Origin of the sequence: Actinospica acidithermotolerans (assembly GCF_018139625.1) — a bacterium.
In the GTDB taxonomy this organism is placed as follows: Bacteria; Actinomycetota; Actinomycetes; order Streptomycetales; family Catenulisporaceae; genus Actinospica; species Actinospica acidithermotolerans.
Genome location: NZ_JAGSOH010000077.1, coordinates 19145 through 36725, shown reverse-complemented (window position 1 = coordinate 36725; position 17581 = coordinate 19145). Strand labels below are relative to the sequence as shown.

The 17581-nt window shown below is 70.6% G+C and carries 15 protein-coding genes and 1 pseudogene; 9 read left to right on the top strand and 7 right to left on the bottom strand.

Annotated elements, in window-relative coordinates; genetic code table 11:
• Positions 1-69 precede the first annotated feature (69 nt).
• The gene (locus KDK95_RS23005) at positions 70-1107 is read right to left on the bottom strand and encodes a LacI family DNA-binding transcriptional regulator (RefSeq protein WP_212520333.1); all 1038 of its coding nucleotides are present in this window, start codon (positions 1105-1107) and stop codon (positions 70-72) included.
• Between the two features lie 279 nt (positions 1108-1386).
• Here KDK95_RS23005 and KDK95_RS23000 point away from each other — a divergent pair.
• The 5 genes and pseudogenes from KDK95_RS23000 to KDK95_RS22980 form a co-directional block, all read left to right on the top strand.
• Positions 1387-1575: pseudogene (locus KDK95_RS23000) on the top strand (LacI family DNA-binding transcriptional regulator); the annotation flags it as partial.
• Between the two features lie 141 nt (positions 1576-1716).
• On the top strand, positions 1717-2979 hold the full coding sequence (locus tag KDK95_RS22995) for a sugar ABC transporter substrate-binding protein (protein WP_212520331.1): 1263 nt from the start codon (positions 1717-1719) through the stop codon (positions 2977-2979).
• A 6-nt stretch (positions 2980-2985) separates the two neighbouring features.
• A complete protein-coding gene (locus KDK95_RS22990) occupies positions 2986-3960 on the top strand; it encodes a carbohydrate ABC transporter permease (RefSeq protein WP_212520330.1) in 975 nt (324 codons plus the stop codon).
• Positions 3957-4778 carry a carbohydrate ABC transporter permease gene (locus KDK95_RS22985; RefSeq protein ID WP_212520329.1) on the top strand — a complete coding sequence of 274 codons (822 nt, stop codon included), beginning with the start codon at positions 3957-3959 and terminating at the stop codon, positions 4776-4778. Before KDK95_RS22990 ends, KDK95_RS22985 begins: the two co-directional genes overlap by 4 nt.
• 213 nt (positions 4779-4991) lie before the next feature.
• On the top strand, positions 4992-5741 hold the full coding sequence (locus tag KDK95_RS22980) for a FadR/GntR family transcriptional regulator (protein ID WP_249161735.1): 750 nt from the start codon (positions 4992-4994) through the stop codon (positions 5739-5741).
• 15 nt (positions 5742-5756) lie between these two features.
• On the opposite strand, the gene KDK95_RS22975 is transcribed toward KDK95_RS22980, so the two are convergent.
• From KDK95_RS22975 to KDK95_RS22955, 5 genes are read right to left on the bottom strand one after another with little or no spacing between them, the layout of a single operon-like run.
• Positions 5757-6677: an NADP-dependent oxidoreductase gene (locus KDK95_RS22975; RefSeq protein WP_212520327.1), complete on the bottom strand. Its 921-nt coding sequence runs from the start codon at positions 6675-6677 to the stop codon at positions 5757-5759.
• A gap of 23 nt (positions 6678-6700) precedes the next feature.
• Positions 6701-7639: an extracellular catalytic domain type 1 short-chain-length polyhydroxyalkanoate depolymerase gene (locus KDK95_RS22970; protein ID WP_212520326.1), complete on the bottom strand. Its 939-nt coding sequence runs from the start codon at positions 7637-7639 to the stop codon at positions 6701-6703.
• 45 nt (positions 7640-7684) lie between these two features.
• The gene (locus KDK95_RS22965; protein WP_212520335.1) at positions 7685-8563 is read right to left on the bottom strand and encodes a carbohydrate ABC transporter permease; all 879 of its coding nucleotides are present in this window, start codon (positions 8561-8563) and stop codon (positions 7685-7687) included.
• A gap of 41 nt (positions 8564-8604) precedes the next feature.
• The gene (locus KDK95_RS22960; protein WP_212520325.1) at positions 8605-9537 is read right to left on the bottom strand and encodes a carbohydrate ABC transporter permease; all 933 of its coding nucleotides are present in this window, start codon (positions 9535-9537) and stop codon (positions 8605-8607) included.
• A complete protein-coding gene (locus tag KDK95_RS22955; protein ID WP_212520324.1) occupies positions 9537-10901 on the bottom strand; it encodes an extracellular solute-binding protein in 1365 nt (454 codons plus the stop codon). Before KDK95_RS22955 ends, KDK95_RS22960 begins: the two co-directional genes overlap by 1 nt.
• Before the next feature lie 248 nt (positions 10902-11149).
• Here KDK95_RS22955 and KDK95_RS22950 point away from each other — a divergent pair, with 248 nt between their 5' ends.
• Complete coding sequence (locus tag KDK95_RS22950) at positions 11150-12397, top strand: ROK family transcriptional regulator (RefSeq protein WP_212520323.1); 1248 nt, start codon at positions 11150-11152, stop codon at positions 12395-12397.
• 28 nt (positions 12398-12425) lie between these two features.
• Entirely contained in the window at positions 12426-13319 is an 894-nt protein-coding gene (locus KDK95_RS22945; protein ID WP_212520322.1) for an ROK family protein, read from the top strand.
• Here the strand turns inward: KDK95_RS22945 and KDK95_RS22940 are convergent.
• Complete coding sequence (locus KDK95_RS22940) at positions 13266-15473, bottom strand: MMPL family transporter (RefSeq protein ID WP_212520321.1); 2208 nt, start codon at positions 15471-15473, stop codon at positions 13266-13268. The two genes, KDK95_RS22945 and KDK95_RS22940, sit on opposite strands and share 54 nt — an antisense overlap.
• A 182-nt stretch (positions 15474-15655) precedes the next feature.
• Here KDK95_RS22940 and KDK95_RS22935 point away from each other — a divergent pair, with 182 nt between their 5' ends.
• Positions 15656-16969, top strand: a complete 1314-nt coding sequence (locus tag KDK95_RS22935) for a sensor histidine kinase (RefSeq protein ID WP_212520320.1) — start codon at positions 15656-15658, stop codon at positions 16967-16969.
• Positions 16933-17577 (top strand): response regulator transcription factor, encoded by a 645-nt coding sequence (locus tag KDK95_RS22930; protein ID WP_212520319.1) that lies wholly within the window; start codon positions 16933-16935, stop codon positions 17575-17577. The genes KDK95_RS22935 and KDK95_RS22930 overlap by 37 nt, the downstream gene beginning before the upstream one ends.
• The last annotated feature ends 4 nt before the right edge of the window (positions 17578-17581 follow it).

The following is a 17581-nucleotide window of genomic DNA, read 5'->3' as shown; positions in this document are numbered from 1 at the left end:
GTATAAGAGACAGGACCCGGACGTCGGACGCGGAGTGGACCCGGCCGTAGCAGGAGGGAGCTGTGCGGGTCAGTCCAGGTCGTCGGCGGCGGTGGAGGCGCGGATGGTCAGGCGGCAGGGGTGCAGGTGGACACCGGAGCGGGGGTGGCCGTCGATGGCGGACAGGAGCAGTTCCGCCGCCTGCCGGCCCAGGCCTTCCAGGTCCATGTCCACGCTGGTGAGGGGCGGGCGGGAGGCGGCGGTCATGACGTCCCAGTCGTCGAAGCCGACCACGGCCACGTCGCGGGGGACGCGCTTGCCGGCCTCGCGCATCGCGTCGACGAGGCCTCGGGCGATCTGGTCGCTCGCGCAGAAGACGGCGTCCAGGTCGGGGTCGCGGCGCAGCAGGATTCTCGCCGCCTGGCGGCCCCAGGCTTCGCTCCACTCGCCGTAGAGGGGCTCGGGGACGTCGCCGCCGGCCGTGCCCGGCGAACCCGCGTCCTGCAGCGTGTCCAGCGCGCTGGTCATGCGCGTGCGTGCGGAGTGGTGGCGTTCGGGGCCGGCGACCAGGGCGACGCGGCGGCGGCCGATGTCGAGGAGGTGGGTGACGGCGCGGCGGGCGCCGTCGGCCTCGTCGGGGACGACCGAGCAGTCCTCGGGGTCCGCGGACTGCATGAAGGCGTAGACGACCGGGACCGGGGGGCGCTGCGCGAGCGGCGGCCGGGGGTCGGTGCGGCGGCCGGTGACGATGATGCCGTCGACCCGCCGGCTCAGCAGGGTCTTGAGGTAGTACTGCTCGCGGATGCGGTCGTCGCGGGCGTCGCAGAGCAGCACGGACATCTGGCCGGCGCCGAGGGTGTCCTCGACCCCGAGCATGACGGGGATGGAGAAGCGGCCGATGCTGTCGGTGGTGATCATGCCGACGGTGTAGCTGCGGCCGGTCTGCAGGCTGCGGGCCACGGCGTCGATCTGGAAGCCCAGCCGCTCCGCCGCCGCCCGCACCCGCGCCCTGGTCTCCTCGCGCATCGAGCCGCGGTCGTTGAGGGCCTTGGACGCGGTGCCGACCGAGACGCCGGCGCTCGCCGCCACCTCGGCGAGGGTGACCCGGGCCGGCGGAGTTTCGGACATCGTGGTTTCCTTCCGTTTCCCCATGCGCATGCGGCCTTCAATGTACCGCACGACTTTCCTTGACACGCTGGGAATCCCGTCCTAGCCTGCCAAAGGCAAACGTTTGCTTTCTCGGGCTCCGGCCCACATTCCGGCTCCACGGAACAGCGCGGATGTTGACGCGCCGCCGGACCGGTTCTAGCCTCCATCGAACCGGTTCGAAGGCGAGCCGGGCACCGCTTCCGCAGGTCAGGGTCCAGCCGTATCCAGCACGTCACGAAACGGTGAGGAGGGGACGCGATGAACACCGCCGAGGTCGCCCGCAGGGCCGGGGTCTCGCTCAGCACGGTCTCCTACGTGCTGAGCGGAAACCGGCCGGTCTGCGCGCAGACCAGGGCGCGGGTGCGGCAGGTCACCGACGAGCTCGACTACCGGCCGAACGCGACCGCGCGGGCGCTGGCGAACGGACGGACCGGCAGCCTCGGCCTCGGGCTCGACGGCTTCGCCTCCGCCACGGCCGCGAGCACCGGGCCCGCTCCATCCTGATTCCCGTCGATGTCAGCCAGCTGCTGTTAGCGCTCACAATCACCACCCCGTCGTCCCCGCTCAACGAAGAGAGAGGCAGATCCCGTGCACACCGACTCCTTCCGCCGCGCCCTCGGCGCCGGCCTCGCGGCCCTCGCGCTGACCGCGTCCGCCGCGGCCTGCTCGACCAGTGCAACGTCGACCGGCTCGAGCGGCTCCTCGGCCGCGGGCGGCACCTACACGATCTGGGACCCGTACCCCCAGCTCGACAGCGGCTCCGCGTGGGTGCAGCTGCTCACGAAGTGCGGCACCGAGGCCGGCGTCACGGTGAAGCGCACGGCGTACGACACGACGGCGCTGACCAGCAAGGAGTTGCTGGCCGCGCAGCAGGGCGTCTCGCCGGACGTGCTGATCGTGGACAACCCCGTCGTCTCCACGCTCGCCTCCGCCGGAGTGCTGACCACGACCGCTCAGACGCACATCGACACCTCGGCGGTCGAGTCGAACATCCTGGCCGCGGGGCAGATCAACGGCAGCACCTACGGCATACCGATCGGCGCGAACACGCTCGCGCTCTACTACAACAAGACCATCCTGCAGAAGGCCGGCGTCGACCCTGCGTCGATCACGAACTGGGCCACGCTCACCGCGGCGCTGGCCAAGGTCAAGGCGATCGGCAAGACCGGCATCACCTTCTCCGCGATCGGCACCGAGGAGGGCAGCTTCCAGTTCGAGCCCTGGTTCTGGGGCGCCGGCGCGAACCTGACGTCGCTCTCCTCCTCCCAGGCGGTCGCGGCGCTGAGCCTGTGGACCACCTGGATCAAGGACGGCTACGCGCCGAACTCCGTGCTCAACGACACGCAGCCGGACAACTGGAACGAGTTCGCGGCCGGGAACACGGCGTTCAGCGAGAACGGGACCTGGGAGCTTTCGGCGGCCGAGAAGGGCAGCTTCCCCTTCGGGATCATCGACATCCCGGCGCAGAACGGCGGCAACGCGCCGACCCCGACCGGCGGCGAGTTCGTCACCGTCCCGGTGCAGTCGAACACCTCGCGGTATGCGACCACTGAAAAGCTCGTCGCCTGCCTGACCAGCTCGGACAACGCCTACACGACGGACACCGCGCTCTCCTACATCGGCGCGACCAGCGCCGTGCAGACGCAGCAGGGGAACACGACGGCCGCGCTCAAGCCGTGGATCACCGCCGTGCAGACGGCGAAGGGCCGCACGAGCGACAACCTCGGCACGAAGTACCCGAAGATCAGCGAGCAGCTGTGGACGGCCGTCCAGTCCGCGCTGAGCGGTTCGGCGAGCCCGCAGTCGGCGCTGAACACCGCGCAGTCCGCGGCGCAGAACGCGATTGGCTGATCAATCATGAACAACGGCTCACAGACTCTCGATCGGTCTGTGCGCGGCCGGGCCGGGGCGGCGAACGACGCCCCGGCCTCCGGCCGTGCCCGGCGCTCGCGCAACCGGTCGTCCCAACTGGCGGCGTGGGCGTTCCTCACGCCGCTGACGGTCTACCTGCTGGCCTTCTACGCCTATCCGCTCTACCGCAACCTCGACCTGAGCCTGCGCGACTACACCGTCTACTCCTTCGTGCACGGCGGCGCGCCGTTCACCGGATTCGCCAACTACACCGCGGTGATCCACGACCCGACGTTCGTGAAGGCACTGGTCAACACCCTGCTGTTCACGTTCATCAGCCTGCTGTTCCAGTTCACGATCGGGATGGCGCTGGCGGTGTTCTTCGCACAGCACTTCCCGCTCTCGCCGATCCTGCGCGCACTGTTCCTGGTGCCCTGGCTGCTGCCGCTGATCGTGTCCGCGTCGACCTGGTCGTGGATGCTGGACAGCGGCTCGGGCGTGGTGAACTACGGCCTGCACTTCCTCGGGATCGGGCCGGTGAACTGGCTGACCTCGCCGAGCTGGTCGCTGGCCTCGGTGATCATCGCGAACATCTGGATCGGCATCCCGTTCAACCTGGTCCTGCTCTACAGCGGCATTCAGGCGATCCCGGCCACGCTGAGCGAGGCGGCGGCGATCGACGGAGCCGGTCCGTGGACGAAGTTCCGGCGCATCACCTTCCCGCTGCTGCGGCCGGTCTCGGCGATCACGCTGATGCTCGGGATGGTCTACACGCTCAAGGTGTTCGACATCATCTGGATCATGACGAAGGGCGGCCCGGTCGACGCGTCGACCACGTTCGCCACCTGGTCCTACCGGCTCGGCTTCGGCAACCTGCTGCCCGAGTTCGGGCCGGGCGCCGCGGTGGGCAACCTGCTCGTCGTCATGGCCCTGATCGCAGGGCTCGTCTACATCCGGGTGCAGCGGAGGCAGGCGGCATGAACAAGGCCCTGAAGAGGCGCGGGAAGACCGTCGTCGGCGTCGTGCTCACGGCCCTGATGCTCTTTCCGGTGTACTGGATGGTCAACGCGTCCTTCACCACGGACGCGAACCTGCGCAAGAACCCGCCCAACCTGATCCCGATCGGCGGCACGCTCGCCGGGTACCGGGCCGTGCTGAGCCAGCAGCTCCCGTACCTGAGCAACAGCCTGCTGATCGGCCTGCTCACGGTCGCGCTCACGCTCGTCGTGTCGGCCCCGGCCGGCTACGCCCTGGCGAAGCTTCGCCCGAAAGGCGGCGGGATCCTGAGCTTCGCGCTCCTCGTCGCGCAGATGATCCCGGGCATCATCATGGCGATGGGCTTCTACGCGATCCTGCTCTCGACCGGCTGGATCAACACGATCCCCGGCCTCGTGGTCGCGGACTCGACGATCGCGGTGCCCTTCGCCGTGCTCATCTTCACCGCGTTCATGTCCGCCATCCCCGAGGAACTGCTCCAGGCGGCGGTCACCGACGGCGCCGGACGCTTCCGGACCTTCTGGTCGATCGTCCTGCCGGTCAGCCGGAACGCCGTCGTCACGGTGTCCCTGTTCGCGTTCCTGTGGGCCTGGTCGGACTTCGTCTTCGCCTCGACACTCGACTCCGGCGGCGGGAACCAGCCCATCACGCTGGGGATCTACCACTACATCGGCAACAACGACCAGCAGTGGAACGCCATCATGGCGACGGCGGTGGTCGCCTCGATCCCGGCGACCGTGCTGCTCGTCATCGCGCAGAAGTACGTGGCGGCCGGGATCACGGCGGGATCGGTGAAGGACTGAATCAGGCGTCGCGCACACTCCTTCGACCGGGTCCGTGATCCAGATGCATACGTGGGTGGGCATCGCGGACGGCCTCGGGATGCGAGGATCTACGGTGGAACCGAGGGTTGGCGGACTACTCGTCCGATTTGACCACTTTTCAACTCGCGTTCACCGGCTCGCACCCAACGGGCCGGCCACCCACACATGAATACCTTCGGAGGAACCGCAGCGATGACCTCATCAGACCCGCCTCGGGCGACGTCGGTGACGGGGGTGGGCGCCGTTTCCCCGGTGACCGCGGCGCGGGCCGTGGCCGACCGGCTCATCGCGGCCATCGCGGTGGGCGACTACAGTCCCGGCGAGCGGCTGCCCGCCGAGCGCGAGCTGGCCGCGATGCTCGAGGTCAGCCGGGTGACCGTGCGCGCCGCGCTGGCCGACCTGCGCGAGGCCGGCTACGTCGAGGCCAGGCGCGGCCGCTCGGGCGGCTCGTTCGTGCGCACGGACTGGGGGATGCGCACGGCCGGCGCCGTGCAGTCGCTGCTGGGGGAGGAGTGGGGCCGGATGGAAGAGCTCTTCGATCTGCGCAGGCTGGTCGAGTCCCTGATCGCGCGCACCGCGGCCGAGCGGCACTCCACGGCCGACGACGCCGCCATCGGCGCGGCGCTGCAGCGCTACGAGCACGCGCACGACTCCGCCGCGGCCCGCGCCGCGGACGTGGAATTCCACCGCAGCATCGCCGCCGCCACCCACAACGCGTCCCTCGCCGCCCTCAGCAGGCAGCTGCTGGCGCAGGTCAGCCTGGGGATCAGCCACGAGCCCTTCAGCCCCGAGCTGCGCGAGCGCGCGCTGCCGCATCACCGTGCGCTCGCGGCCGCCGTCCTCGGCGGGGAGCCGGACACGGCGGCGCACATCGCCCGCGACCACTTCCGGATCACCGAGGACGCGATCCGGATCGCGGTGAACCGCACGGAAGAGGTCTGAGACCCGGCAGGGTCCTCAGGGCACGATGACGAGCTTGCCGCGGGTGTGGCCGCCCCGGCTGGCGTCGAAGGCGTCGCCCACCTTGTCCAGCGGGAAGGTCTGCGCGACCTCGACGGTCAGCCTGCCCGCGTCGGCCGTCTCGGCGAGCTCGGCCAGCTTGGCGCCGTCCGGGCGCACCCACACCCACGCTCCGCCGTGCTGCTCCACGGTCGGATCGGCGACCGAGACGTGCCGGCCGCCGAGGGAGAGCACGGCGAGGGTCGTCTCCAGCTGCCCGCCGACGAAGTCGGCGACGGCGGTCACCCCGACCGGGCTCAGACTCTTGATCCGGTCGACGACGCCGTCGCCGTACGTCACAGGCTCGCCGCCGAGCGCGTGGACGAACGCGTGGTTGCGTTCGGAGGCGGTGCCGATCACGCGTGCCCCGCGCGCCACCGCGAGCTGCACCGCGAGGCTGCCGACGCCGCCGGCCGCGCCGTGCACGAGCAGCACGTCGGCGACCCCCACCTCGAGCCGTTCGAGGCAGCGCAGCGCGGTCAGCCCGGCCAGCGGCAGGCCGCCGGCCTGCGGCCAGTCCAGGCCGCTCGGCTTACGCGCGACGTGCGGCGCCGCGACGGCGACGTACTCGGCGAAGGTGCCCGCGCCGACGACGTCCTTGCGCGCGTACGAGATGACCTCGTCGCCCTCGGCGAATTCCGGCGTGTCCGGGCCCGTCCGGGTGACGACGCCGGCCACGTCCCAGCCCGGAATGACCGGGAAGACGGCGTCCATCATCCCGTCGAGGCCCCCGGCCATCACCTTCCAGTCGACCGGGTTGACGGAGGCCGCCTTGACCTGGATCAGCACCTGGCCGGGGCCGACCTTCGGGTCCGCGACCTCGCCGACCCGCAGCTTCGAGTTGTCCGGGGCATAGGAGTCGTACGTGACTGCGCGCATGGGGCCAGGCTAACCCGGGCGGTTCAGGGCTGCCCGGCGAAGAACGACCAGATGACGACGGTGGCGTCGAGCGCGGTCGACGGCGTGTCGAGGCCGAGTGCCTTCTGGATGAGCGGCCGGTCGGGACTGCCCGGCCACTGATGCCCGGCCCCCGCGATCGTGATCAGGGTGACGCCGCGCCCGTCCGGGCAGTGCGCGACAGAGGTGGTCACCGCGCCGCTGATCGTGCTGCTCGGTGCCGCGCAGCCGTCCACCTGGCGCCAGGTCGCGATGACGCTCGGCACCGCGGGCCCGTCGATGTGCGCGTACCCGTCGCCGGGCCCGCCGTCGTACGGGATGTTGTGATCGGCCGTGCCGTGGATGTGGATGACGGAGATCCGCGCGGGGTCGGCGCACGCGCCGAGCTCGGTGGCCGAGTCCGGCCCGATCGCCGCGAAGATCGTCGTCGAGCACGCCAGCCGGTAGTCCATCATCCCGCCGTTGGAGATCCCGGTCGCGAACACGCGCCGGGCGTCCACCGGCGCTCCGCGCTCGATCTGCGTCACCATCGCGCTGATGAACGCCACGTCGTCGATGTCGCGCGACGCCGGTTGGCCGCAGCAGCCGCCGCCGACGTTCCACGCGCGGTCGTACCCGTCCGGATACGCGACGAAGAAGCCGTGCGCATCCGCCTCGGCGTCCCAGCCGTAGTACTGCTCCGCCTGTTCGCCGCTGCCGAAGCCGCCGTGCAGGAACACGACGAGCGGCGCCGCCGACGCGACTCCGGCGGGCCGGTACACGTGGTACGTCCGCGTCAGCCCGCCGATCCGCAGCGAGTAGCCGGTGGACCCGACCGGGATCGGCGCCGTGCCCGCGGTCGTCGTCGAGCTCGAAGCAGCCTGCTCCGCCTTGCAGCCGACGACGATGCCGCATACGAGCGCCGCGCAGGCCAACGCGATGAGCGTGCGAAGATACCCCGACATAGCTCAATGGAATCAGCTTGCGCGTAAGGCGGGGGTAAAGCCGATTCAGCCCTTGACCGCCCCCGTCAGGTTGAACGCGCCGCCGAGGAACTTGGACAGAACGCCGTAGAGCGCGATGACCGGCGCCGTGTAGATGATCGAGAACGCCGCGAGCTGCCCGTACGCGACCTCGCCGTACTGGGAGAAGAAGGTGTAGATCGTCACCGAGGCCGGCTGCTTGTCCGGCGTGAGCAGCAGGATGAACGGGACGAAGAAGTTCCCCCACTGCATCACGAAGGTGAAGATGAACACGACGACGATGCCGGGCGCCATCAGCGGAAGCACGACGCTCCACAGCGACTGAAGCCAGTTCGCGCCGTCGGTCCACGCGGCCTCCTCCAGCGAGACCGGCACGCCGTCCATGAAGTTCTTCGTCATCCAGATGGCGAACGGCAGCGAGCTGGCCGTCATGAACAGCACGGTCGCGGGCTCCGAGTCCACGAGGTTGAAGCGCGCGTAGAGCGAGTAGACCGGCACCATCACCGCCGTGATCGGCAGCCCGGTCGCGAACAGGATCGTGTAGAGGAACGAACGGCCGAAGCGCATGTGGAAGCGCGAGAGCGGATAGGCCGCCAGCGCCGAGCAGACCACCGTCAGGGCCGCGGTGCCGGCCGAGAGGATCAGGGAATTGAGCATCGGCTGGTAGACGGTGGCGACGTTCATGATCGCCTTGAAGTTCGCCAGCGTGAAGTGCCAGGTCGGCGACGCGTTCAGGCCGGATCCGGTCTCGATCGAGGACAGGATCAGCCAGGCGAACGGCAGCAGGAAGGCCAGGAAGAGGACCAGGATCACCGCGTACGACGCGAGTGCCGCGGGGCCCTTCTTCGGGGACGTGATCCCGCTCGCAGCGCCCCGTCGACCACCTCGCCGGCGCTCGGTGCGCATTCGCGCGAGCGCCGTGCTCGATTGTTCGCCCGCAAGCTCGCTCACGAGTCCTCCAGTTTGATCAGGCGCAGGTAGATCAGCGAGAACAGGGCGCCGAGCACGAGCAGGACGAGCGCCATCGCGGTGCCGTAGCCCAGCTGGTAGAACTGGAAGGCCTCCTGGTACATGTACAGCGGCGTGGTCGAGCTGGCGTTGCCCGGGCCGCCGCCGGTCATCACGTAGATGAGGCCGAAGCTGGCGAGCGTCTGCAGCGTGATCAGCATCAGGTTACTGACGATCGAGCGGCGGATCAGCGGCAGCGTGACGTAGCGCAGCCGCTTCCACGAGGACGCGCCGTCCACGGCCGCCGCCTCCAGCAGTTCCGGCGGCACGTCCGAGAGCGCGGCCGAGTAGACCAGCATGGAGAACGCCGTGCCGCGCCAGGTGTTCGCGAGGATCACCGCGAGCATCGGCATCGTGTAGAGCCAGTCCTGGGAGAGGCCGAAATGGCCGAGGATCGCGTTCAGTGTGCCGGTCTTGTACAGGAAGGCGTACCAGGCGAATCCGGCGACCACCTCCGGCACCACCCAGGCGCCGATCACGACGCCGTTGACGATCGTGCGCACGGCTCCGCCGCGCCCGCGCAGGATGAGCGCGAGCAGCATGCCGAGCAGGTTCTGCCCGATCACCGCGGACCCGATCACGAAGATCACGGTCAGTTCCAGCGACTTGACGAACACCGGGTCGGCGAACATCCGGCGGAAGTTCTCCAGGCCGGTGAACTCGGTGGTGGCCGCGCCGGACAGCGCCATGTCGGTGAACGCGGTGTAGACGCTCCAGATGAGCGGCCCGGCGAAGAAGACGGCGAGCAGCAGCAGCGCCGGGCCGAGCGGCAGCAGGCGGCCGAGCAGACGGCGCACGCGGCGCGGGCGGCGCGCACCCCCCTTGTTCAGGGGGAGGCGCGCCGTGCGCGGCGACTGGGTCGCGACGGTCATCAGCCGGCGGCCACGTTCGACGAGCCGGCTATCCCGCTCACCTGCGTGGCGAGCGTGGACATCGCGGAGGACGGCGAGGACTGCCCGGTCATCACCGACTCCATCGCGACCTGGATCTGGTCCGAGATCTGCGGATAGACCGGGTAGGTGGGCCGGAAGTGCGTCACCTTCACCAGGTTCGTGAAGAACTCCGTCGTCGGGTTCGTCGAGAGGTACGAGGGGTCCGCGGCGACGTCGGTCCGCTCGGCGATCTGGCCCGCGGTGATGTCGTAGTTCAGCGCGTTGGCCTTGTTCTCGGCCAGCGACACGAAGTCGAAGGCGGCCTGCTTGTCCGGGGCGTGCGATCCGACGGAGAGCACCCAGCCGCCGGACATGCTCGTCGTGCCGGGCGCCTGGCCGTTCTGGGTGGGCATCGCGGCCACCCCCATCGTGCTCGACCACGCGGACCACGGCTTGGCCCCGGTCGAGGTCCAGGTGCTCGGCAGCCAGGAGCCGTCGAGGTCGATGGCGAGCTTGCCCTGCGGGATCAGCTCGGTCGAGATCGTGGTGCCGAAGTTCGGGTTCAGCGCGTCCTGCACGTCCGGGGCAAGGCCGGTGGTGTAGATCTGCTTGACGAAGTTCAGCGACGCGAGCATGCCGGGCGTCGAGGGCGTCCACTTCTTGGTGGCCGAATCGTAGAGCTGGTCGCCGGTGCCGTAGAGCAGCATCTCCAGGCCCTGCATCGTCGCGCCCTCGCCGGCGCCCTTGCCGGAGTAGACGTTCAGCGGCGTCACGCCGGGCAGCTTGGCCTTGATCGTCTCGGCCGCCGACAGCACGTCGGCCCAGGTCTTCGGCTGCCAGGGCACGGCGATGCCGGCCTGCTTGAACAGCGTCTTGTTGTAGTAGAGCGCGCGGGTGTCGGTGCCCATCGGCACGCCGTAGGTCTTGCCGTCCTGGCCGACCGCCGCGCTCTTCGCGGTGGCGGTGAACTCGCTCCAGTCCGACCACTTCGACAGGTACGAGTCGAGCGGCGCGAGGTAGCCGGCCTGGATGTCCGAGTTGATCAGGAAGGTGTCCTCGTACATCACGTCCGGCGCCGTCGACGCCGAGCGGTTCATCAGGGTGAGCTTGGTGTAGTAGTCGTTCTCCGAGGCCTGGATCGGCTCGAGCTTGACCGTGGTGCCGGGGTGCGCCGCCTCGTACTGCTTCTTGAGGGTCTGCATCTCCGCGTTGAGCTGGATGAACGAGCCGAACTCCTGATAGGCCACGGTGATCGTCTTCGAGCTCGACGACGCGGAGCCCGAGGAGAGCGTGCAGCCGCTCACGCTCGCGGCCCCGAGCAGCAGCGCGCCGGCTGCCGTGACGATCTTTCTGCGTCCTTGCATGGGATCTCCTGGTCCGTGACGACGGTGTGACGGGTGGAGCGATCGCTGGTCAGTTACGTAAGTCCATTTGATTTATGAAGTCAAGGCCGCTCATCGCCGCTACTGAATCGTTATTGGAAATCCCATCTTTTACGGGCGAATCGGTGTATAAACGGTAAAGCGACTCCCGGATCGGACCCCGGGCTTCCTTCGTAAATCCATTTGATGTACAAACTCTTCGGAGTGCGTCGGGAAGGTCAGGAGTGCGGATGCGGCAGCAGGCGGGAACCAACCTGCCGAAGGTGGGCAGCTACAACCAGAACGTGGTGCTGGACGCGATCAGGTCCTCGGGGACGACCAGCCGCGTGGAGCTCGCGCAGCGCACCGGGCTGACGGCGCAGACCATCTCGGTGATCGTGCGCCGGCTGCTGGCCGACGGCCTGGTGCGCGAGGACGGCGCGCGGCCCTCGGCCGGGCCGTCCGGCAGCGGCAAGCCGCGCACCACGCTGCGGGTCGAGCCGACCGCGGGCTACGCCGTGGGCCTGCACTTCGACCCGGGCTGGATCGACGCGGTACTGGTCGACCTCGCGGGCACAGTCGTCGCGGAGACGCGGCGCGAGATACACCACTCGGTGCGGCCCGGGCAGGCCGTCGCGCTGATGGCCAAGGCCGTGCGCAAGGTGGTGCGCGACGGCGGGGTCCCGCAGCGCAAGATGCTCGGCGTCGGCCTGGCGTGCCCGGGGCCGATCGACCAGGATCTCGGCCTGGTGCTCTACCCGCCGCGGCTCGCCGGCTGGGAGCAGGTCCCGCTCGGCGAGCTGCTCGCGCAGGCCACGGGACTGCCCGTGACGCTGGACAACGACGCCACGGCCGCCGCGATCGGCGAACGGTGGTCGGGGGTGGCGAAGAACGTCGGCAATTTCGTATACGTGTATATGGGCACTGGCATCGGTGGCGGGCTCTTCCTGAGCAGCCAGGTCTTCCGCGGCGCCTATCGCAACGCCGCCGAGCTCGGCCACATCACCGTCGCGCCGGCCGGTCCGCAGTGCTACTGCGGCAACCGCGGCTGCCTCGAGGCCGTCGCGTGCCCAGATGCGATGGTCGCCGACGCGCACAAGCTGCTCGCGGACGGCGGCGGCGGAGCACTCGCCGCCGCGTACGAACGTGATCCGGCGACGGTGGACCACGACGCGATCTGCGCCGCCGCCGACGGCGATCCGCTGGCGCGCTCCGTCGTGGACCGGGTCGCCGGGTACCTCTCGGATGTCGCGGTCAGCGTCGCGAACATGCTGGACGTGGAGCTGTTCGTGCTCGGCGGCCCGGCGCTCGGCCCGGTCGGCGAGATCTACCGCGAGGCGATCGACGAGGCGCTCTCCGTCCGCCCGATCGCCCGCCGCGTGCATAAGGCCCCTGTCTCGCTCTCTCCGGCGGGCAGCAGCGCCGGCGCGGTCGGCGCGGCCTCGCTCGTCTTCCACCGCGCCTTCGCACCCCAGCTCACGACGCTGCTGAGCCCGTGAACCCGAATCGCTCCGAGAGGACCACGCCGTGACCGCGAACGCACCGATCCTGGCGATCGACATCGGCGGCACGAAGCTCGCCGCCGCAGTGGTGGACGAGCAGGGCGGGGTGATGAGCCGGGGCGAGATCCCGACCCCGTCCTCCGCGGTCGCCGACACATTGATCGAACTGGCGAAGACGGTGCTCGGAAACGAGCGCCCGCGCACGATCGGGCTGGCCTCGGCCGGCCCGCTGGACATGGTCGCGGGAACGGTCAGCCCGGTGAACATCCCGTCCTGGCGCGATTTCCCGCTGTGCGACACGGTGGCCGAAGCCTTCCCGGGTGCGGAGACCGTGCTGGTGGGCGACGCGGTGGCCGCCGCCGTCGGCGAGCACTGGCGCGGGGCGGGCGCCGGCGCGGAGGCGATGCTGGGCATCGTCGTGTCCACCGGCGTCGGCGGCGGCCTCGTGCTGAGGGGGCGCGCCTATCCGGGGCCGACCGGGAACGCGGGCCACTTCGGGCACATGCCGACCGACCTGGAGCCGGTCCTGTGCGCCTGCGGTATGACAGGGTGCGTGGAAGCCCTGGGCAGTGGGCCCTCGATGGTGCGCTGGGCGGCGCAGTTCGGCTGGCGGGGCGCGAGCGCGAAGGAGCTGGCGGACGACGCGCGCGCCGGCGACTCCGTGGCGCGGGCCGCCTTCGATCGGGCGGCTGACGCGCTGGCCTGCGGAATCGTCGGCGCGGCCGCGCTGGTGGATCTCGACGTCGTCGTCATCGGCGGGGGAGTGGCGGCGGCGGGCCCGGTGCTTCTCGATCCGCTCCGGGCCCACCTCAAGCGCCGCGCGTCCCTCGGCTTCGTGCAGCGGGTGAAGGCGCTGCCGGGGACCCTAGGCCGGGATGCCGGCCTGATCGGCGCCGCGCGCTGCGCCCTCGAGATCTAGGGCGGGTTCGTCGCGGCCGCGGCGCGGGCGGCGCCAGTTGCGCTCGCCCAGCAGCGTCATCACCGTCGGCAGGAGCAGCACCCTGATCACCGTCGCGTCCAGCAGGATCGCCGCCCCGAGGCCGACGCCGAGCTGCTTGAAGTCCTGCATGCTCAGCGTGCCGAACACCGCGAACACCGCCACCATGATCGCCGCGGCGCTGGTGATCGTGCCAGCCGTGGCGCGCAGCCCCTGGGCCACCGCGTCCTTGGTCGACAGGCCCCGGTCGTGCGCCTCGCGGATCCGGGAGACCACGAACACGTGGTAGTCCATGCTGAGCCCGAACAGGACCACGAACACGAACAGCGGGATCCAGGACTCCAGGGCGCCGACCGGTTTCGTGCCGATCAGGCCCGAACCCCAGCCGTGCTGGAACATCGCGACCATCACGCCGTACGCCGCGCCGGTCGACAGCAGGTTCAGCACGATCGCGGTGGCCGCGATCACCCAGCTGCGGAAGGCGAGCAGCATCACCAGGAAGGTGACTCCGAGCACGAACAGGAACACCGGCAGGATGGTGGCGTCGAGCCGGCCGTTGAAGTCCGTGCTGAAGGCGAGGCTGCCGCCGACCAGGGCCGTGGTGTGCGGGATCGCGCCGAGCGTGTGCGGAACCACCGTGCCGCGCAGCGTGTTCAGCGAGGCGATGGCCCGCGCGTCGCGGCCCTGTCCGGCGACCGGGAAGAGGATCTTCACCACGTGCTGTGCCGGATAGGAGGTCACCTGCACCGGACCGGAGCCCAGGGCGCCGTCCGCCGCCGCCTCGGACTTGAACGCGGCGATCCCCTCCACCACCGCGCTCGACTTCACATCAGGGGTCTGCAGCACGATCATGCCGGGCGCCGGACTGGCCGGGAACTCGGCGCTGATCGCGTCGTAGGTCTGCACCAGCGGCGAGGCGGCGGGCAGCTGCTGGTTCACGTCGAGCGACGCGGTGCGCAGCCCGAGCGCCGGGAGCGCGAGCAGGATCAGGAAGGCCGCGGCGGCGGTCGCGAAGCCCTTGGGGTGGTCGAGCACCTTGCCCATCGTGGCGTTCCAGACCCGGCCGCCGTCGGGGTTGGCCGGACGGTGGCGCCTGGACTTGCGCCGGCCCCAGTCGATCCGGTCGCCGAGCATCGCGAGCAGCGCGGGGAGCACCGTGACCGAGCCGACCATCGCGATGGCCACGACCAGGATCGAGGCGAGCGCGAAGCCCTCGAAGATGTGCATCCCCGTGATGAACATGCCGGCCATCGCGACCATCACCGTCAGGCCGGAGACCAGCACCGAGTGGCCCGAGGTGGCCGCCGCGACGCTGAGTGCGTCCTTCGGGTCACGCCCGGCCGCGCGCTCCTGGCGCTCCCGGCGCAGGTAGAACAGGCAGTAGTCGACGCCGACCGCCAGGCCCATCAGCAGCATGACGGAGTTGGACGAGGAGGACTGCGGCACCGCGTGCGAGATCAGGTCGAGCAGGCCGAGCGCCGCCATGAACGCCGTGACCGCGAGCAGCACCGGGAGCACCGCGGCGATCAGCGCGCCGAAGGCGGCGAGCAGGATGCCGAAGGCGAGCGGCACGGCGGTCCATTCGGCGCGCTTGAAATCGGTGCCGAGCGTCTCGTTCACCCAGTGGCTGCCGGACGCGTCGCCGACCTCGCTGATCCGCAGGCCGGGATTCGCCGCCTGCACCTTCGCGACGGCGTCGAGCACCGGCTGCACCCGGCCGTCGGCGCTCGACGCGTCGCCGGTCATGTCGAACTCGACCAGCGCGTAGTGCCGGTCCTTGGAGATCAGCCCCGTCGCATAAGGGCTCTGCAGGTTGTCGGTCTGCCCGGTCCCGCGCACGGCGGCGAGGACCTGGTCCACGGCCTCGCGGTAGGTCGCGGCGTCGGCCGTCTGCGTCGTGCTGTGCACCAGCACCATCTCGGAGGCCGGGTCGGAGATGCCGGCGTCCTGCAGGATCTGCACCGCCCGCGCCGAGTCGCCCACCCCCTGCTGCGCATCGGTGAGCTGCTTCTGCCCGACCGCGCCGCCGATCACCGTCGCGAGGATCACGAAGAACAGCCAGCCGAACACTGCGGTCTTGCGGTGTGCCGCGCTCCAGCCGCCGAGCGCGGCGGCGGGCCTGCGTCTGTGCGCCATGGTGTCCATCCCCCTGGGATTTCCGATTCCGGTGCAGGTCACCGGCTCGGACACCACGCTATTGACGGGACGTCAGCATCGACATCCGGCCAACCGGTGTCTTGGGGGTGGCACTGAGTACACCCCAGGCCGGGTGCCTGGGGCCAGTGCGCGCGCGCCGCGCGACCGCGAGACTTGGAGCCATGGGAGAACTGAAGGAGCGGCTGCTGCTGGCGCCGCTGCGGGGCTGGGCGCTGATCGGCTTCGGGATGTGGAACGCGATCCTGTGGAGCCTCGTGGTGACCGCGGGCTCGCTGGTCTCGTCGATGGGCGTCGGACTGCTGCTGCTGCCGGCCACGCTGGCCATGCTGCGCTCCACCGCGAACACGGCCAGGCGGCTGGCGCGGGAGTGGGGCGGCGTCGAGATAGAGGAGCCGTACCGGCCGATTCCGCCGGAGCTGGCCGCGGAGCCCGGCCTCGGCGGGATGCTGCGCCGGCTGCTCGCGCGGGTCAGCGACACCCAGACCTGGCGCGACTTCGCCTGGGCGATCCTGGACTCGGTCGTCGGCGTGACCATCGCGAGCTTCGCCGCGGGCCTGGTGCTCTACGGCGTGTACGGCTTCGTGATCGGCATCCTCTGGCCGACGCTCACGAACGCGGGCATGAACGACTGGTACACCTTCGTGCACGTCTCGAAGTCCGGCGCGCTGACGAATCTGCGCTGGGCCGCCTTTCCGGTCGGCGCCGCGTTCCTGGTCGGCGGCGCGTACGCCGGGCCGGCGCTGATCCGGCTGCACGCGCGGTGGACCTCCGTGCTGCTCGGCCCGACCGCCACGGCCCGCGAGGCCGCGCTCAACCGCCGCGTGGCCCGGCTGACCGAGACCCGGGCCGACGCGGTCGACACCCAGGCCGCCGAGCTGCGCCGGATCGAGCGCGACCTGCACGACGGCGCGCAGGCCAGGCTCGTCGCCATGGGCATGAACCTCGGCGCCGCCGAGGCGCTGATCGACCAGCACCCGGAGGCGGCGAAGGCGCTGATGGCGGAGGCGCGCGAGTCCTCGGCCAAGGCGCTGACCGAGCTCAGGGAACTGGTACGCGGCATCCATCCCCCGGTGCTCTCCGACCGCGGCCTCGGCGACGCCGTGCGCGCGCTGGCCCTGGACAGCCCGCTGCACGTGGACGTCACCGCCGACCTGCCCGGACGGCTCGAACCCGCGGTCGAGTCGGCGGCGTACTTCGCGGTCAGCGAGCTGCTGACCAACGCGGCCAAGCACGCGCACGCGACCCGCGTCCGGATCGACCTGTGGCACCGGGACGGCCGGCTGCGGGTGACCTGCACCGACGACGGCCGCGGCGGCGCCACGGTGGGCTCGACCGGCAGCGGACTGGCCGGGATCGAGCGGCGGATCGGTACATTCGACGGCGTCATGGCCGTGCGTTCCCCCGTCGGCGGCCCCACCGAAGTGACCTTGGAGATCCCGTGCGCGTCGTCCTCGGCGAAGACCTCTACCTCCTGAGGGAGGGCCTGGCCAGGCTGCTGATCGCGCACGGCTGCGAGGTCGTCGCGGCGGTCGGCGACGGGCCCGGCCTGCTGGAGGCCATGATCGAGCACCGGCCGGACGTCGCGGTGGTGGACGTGCGGATGCCGCCGACCTTCACCGACGAGGGGCTGCGGGCCGCCCTGGCGGCCCGCGCCCGGGTCCCCGGCCTGCCGGTGCTGGTGCTCTCCCAGTACGTGGAGCAGCTCTACGCCCGCGAACTGCTGGCGGACGGCGCTGGCGGGATCGGCTACCTGCTCAAGGACCGGGTCTTCGACGCGGCCCAGTTCGTCGACGCGGTGCGCCGGGTGGCCGCCGGAGGAACCGCCATGGACCCCGAAGTGATCGCGAAGCTGCTGGCGCACGGCGGCGCGAAGGAGCCGCTGGGCACCCTCACCCCGCGCGAGCTCGAGGTGCTCGGGCTGATGGCCGAGGGCCGCTCCAACGCGGCGATCGCGGCGAAGCTCGTCGTCACCGAGCGGGCCGTGGCGAAGCACACCTCGAACATCTTCGCCAAGCTGGACCTGCCGCCCTCGGACGACGACAACCGGCGGGTGCTGGCCGTCCTGGCCTATCTCAACCGCTGAACGA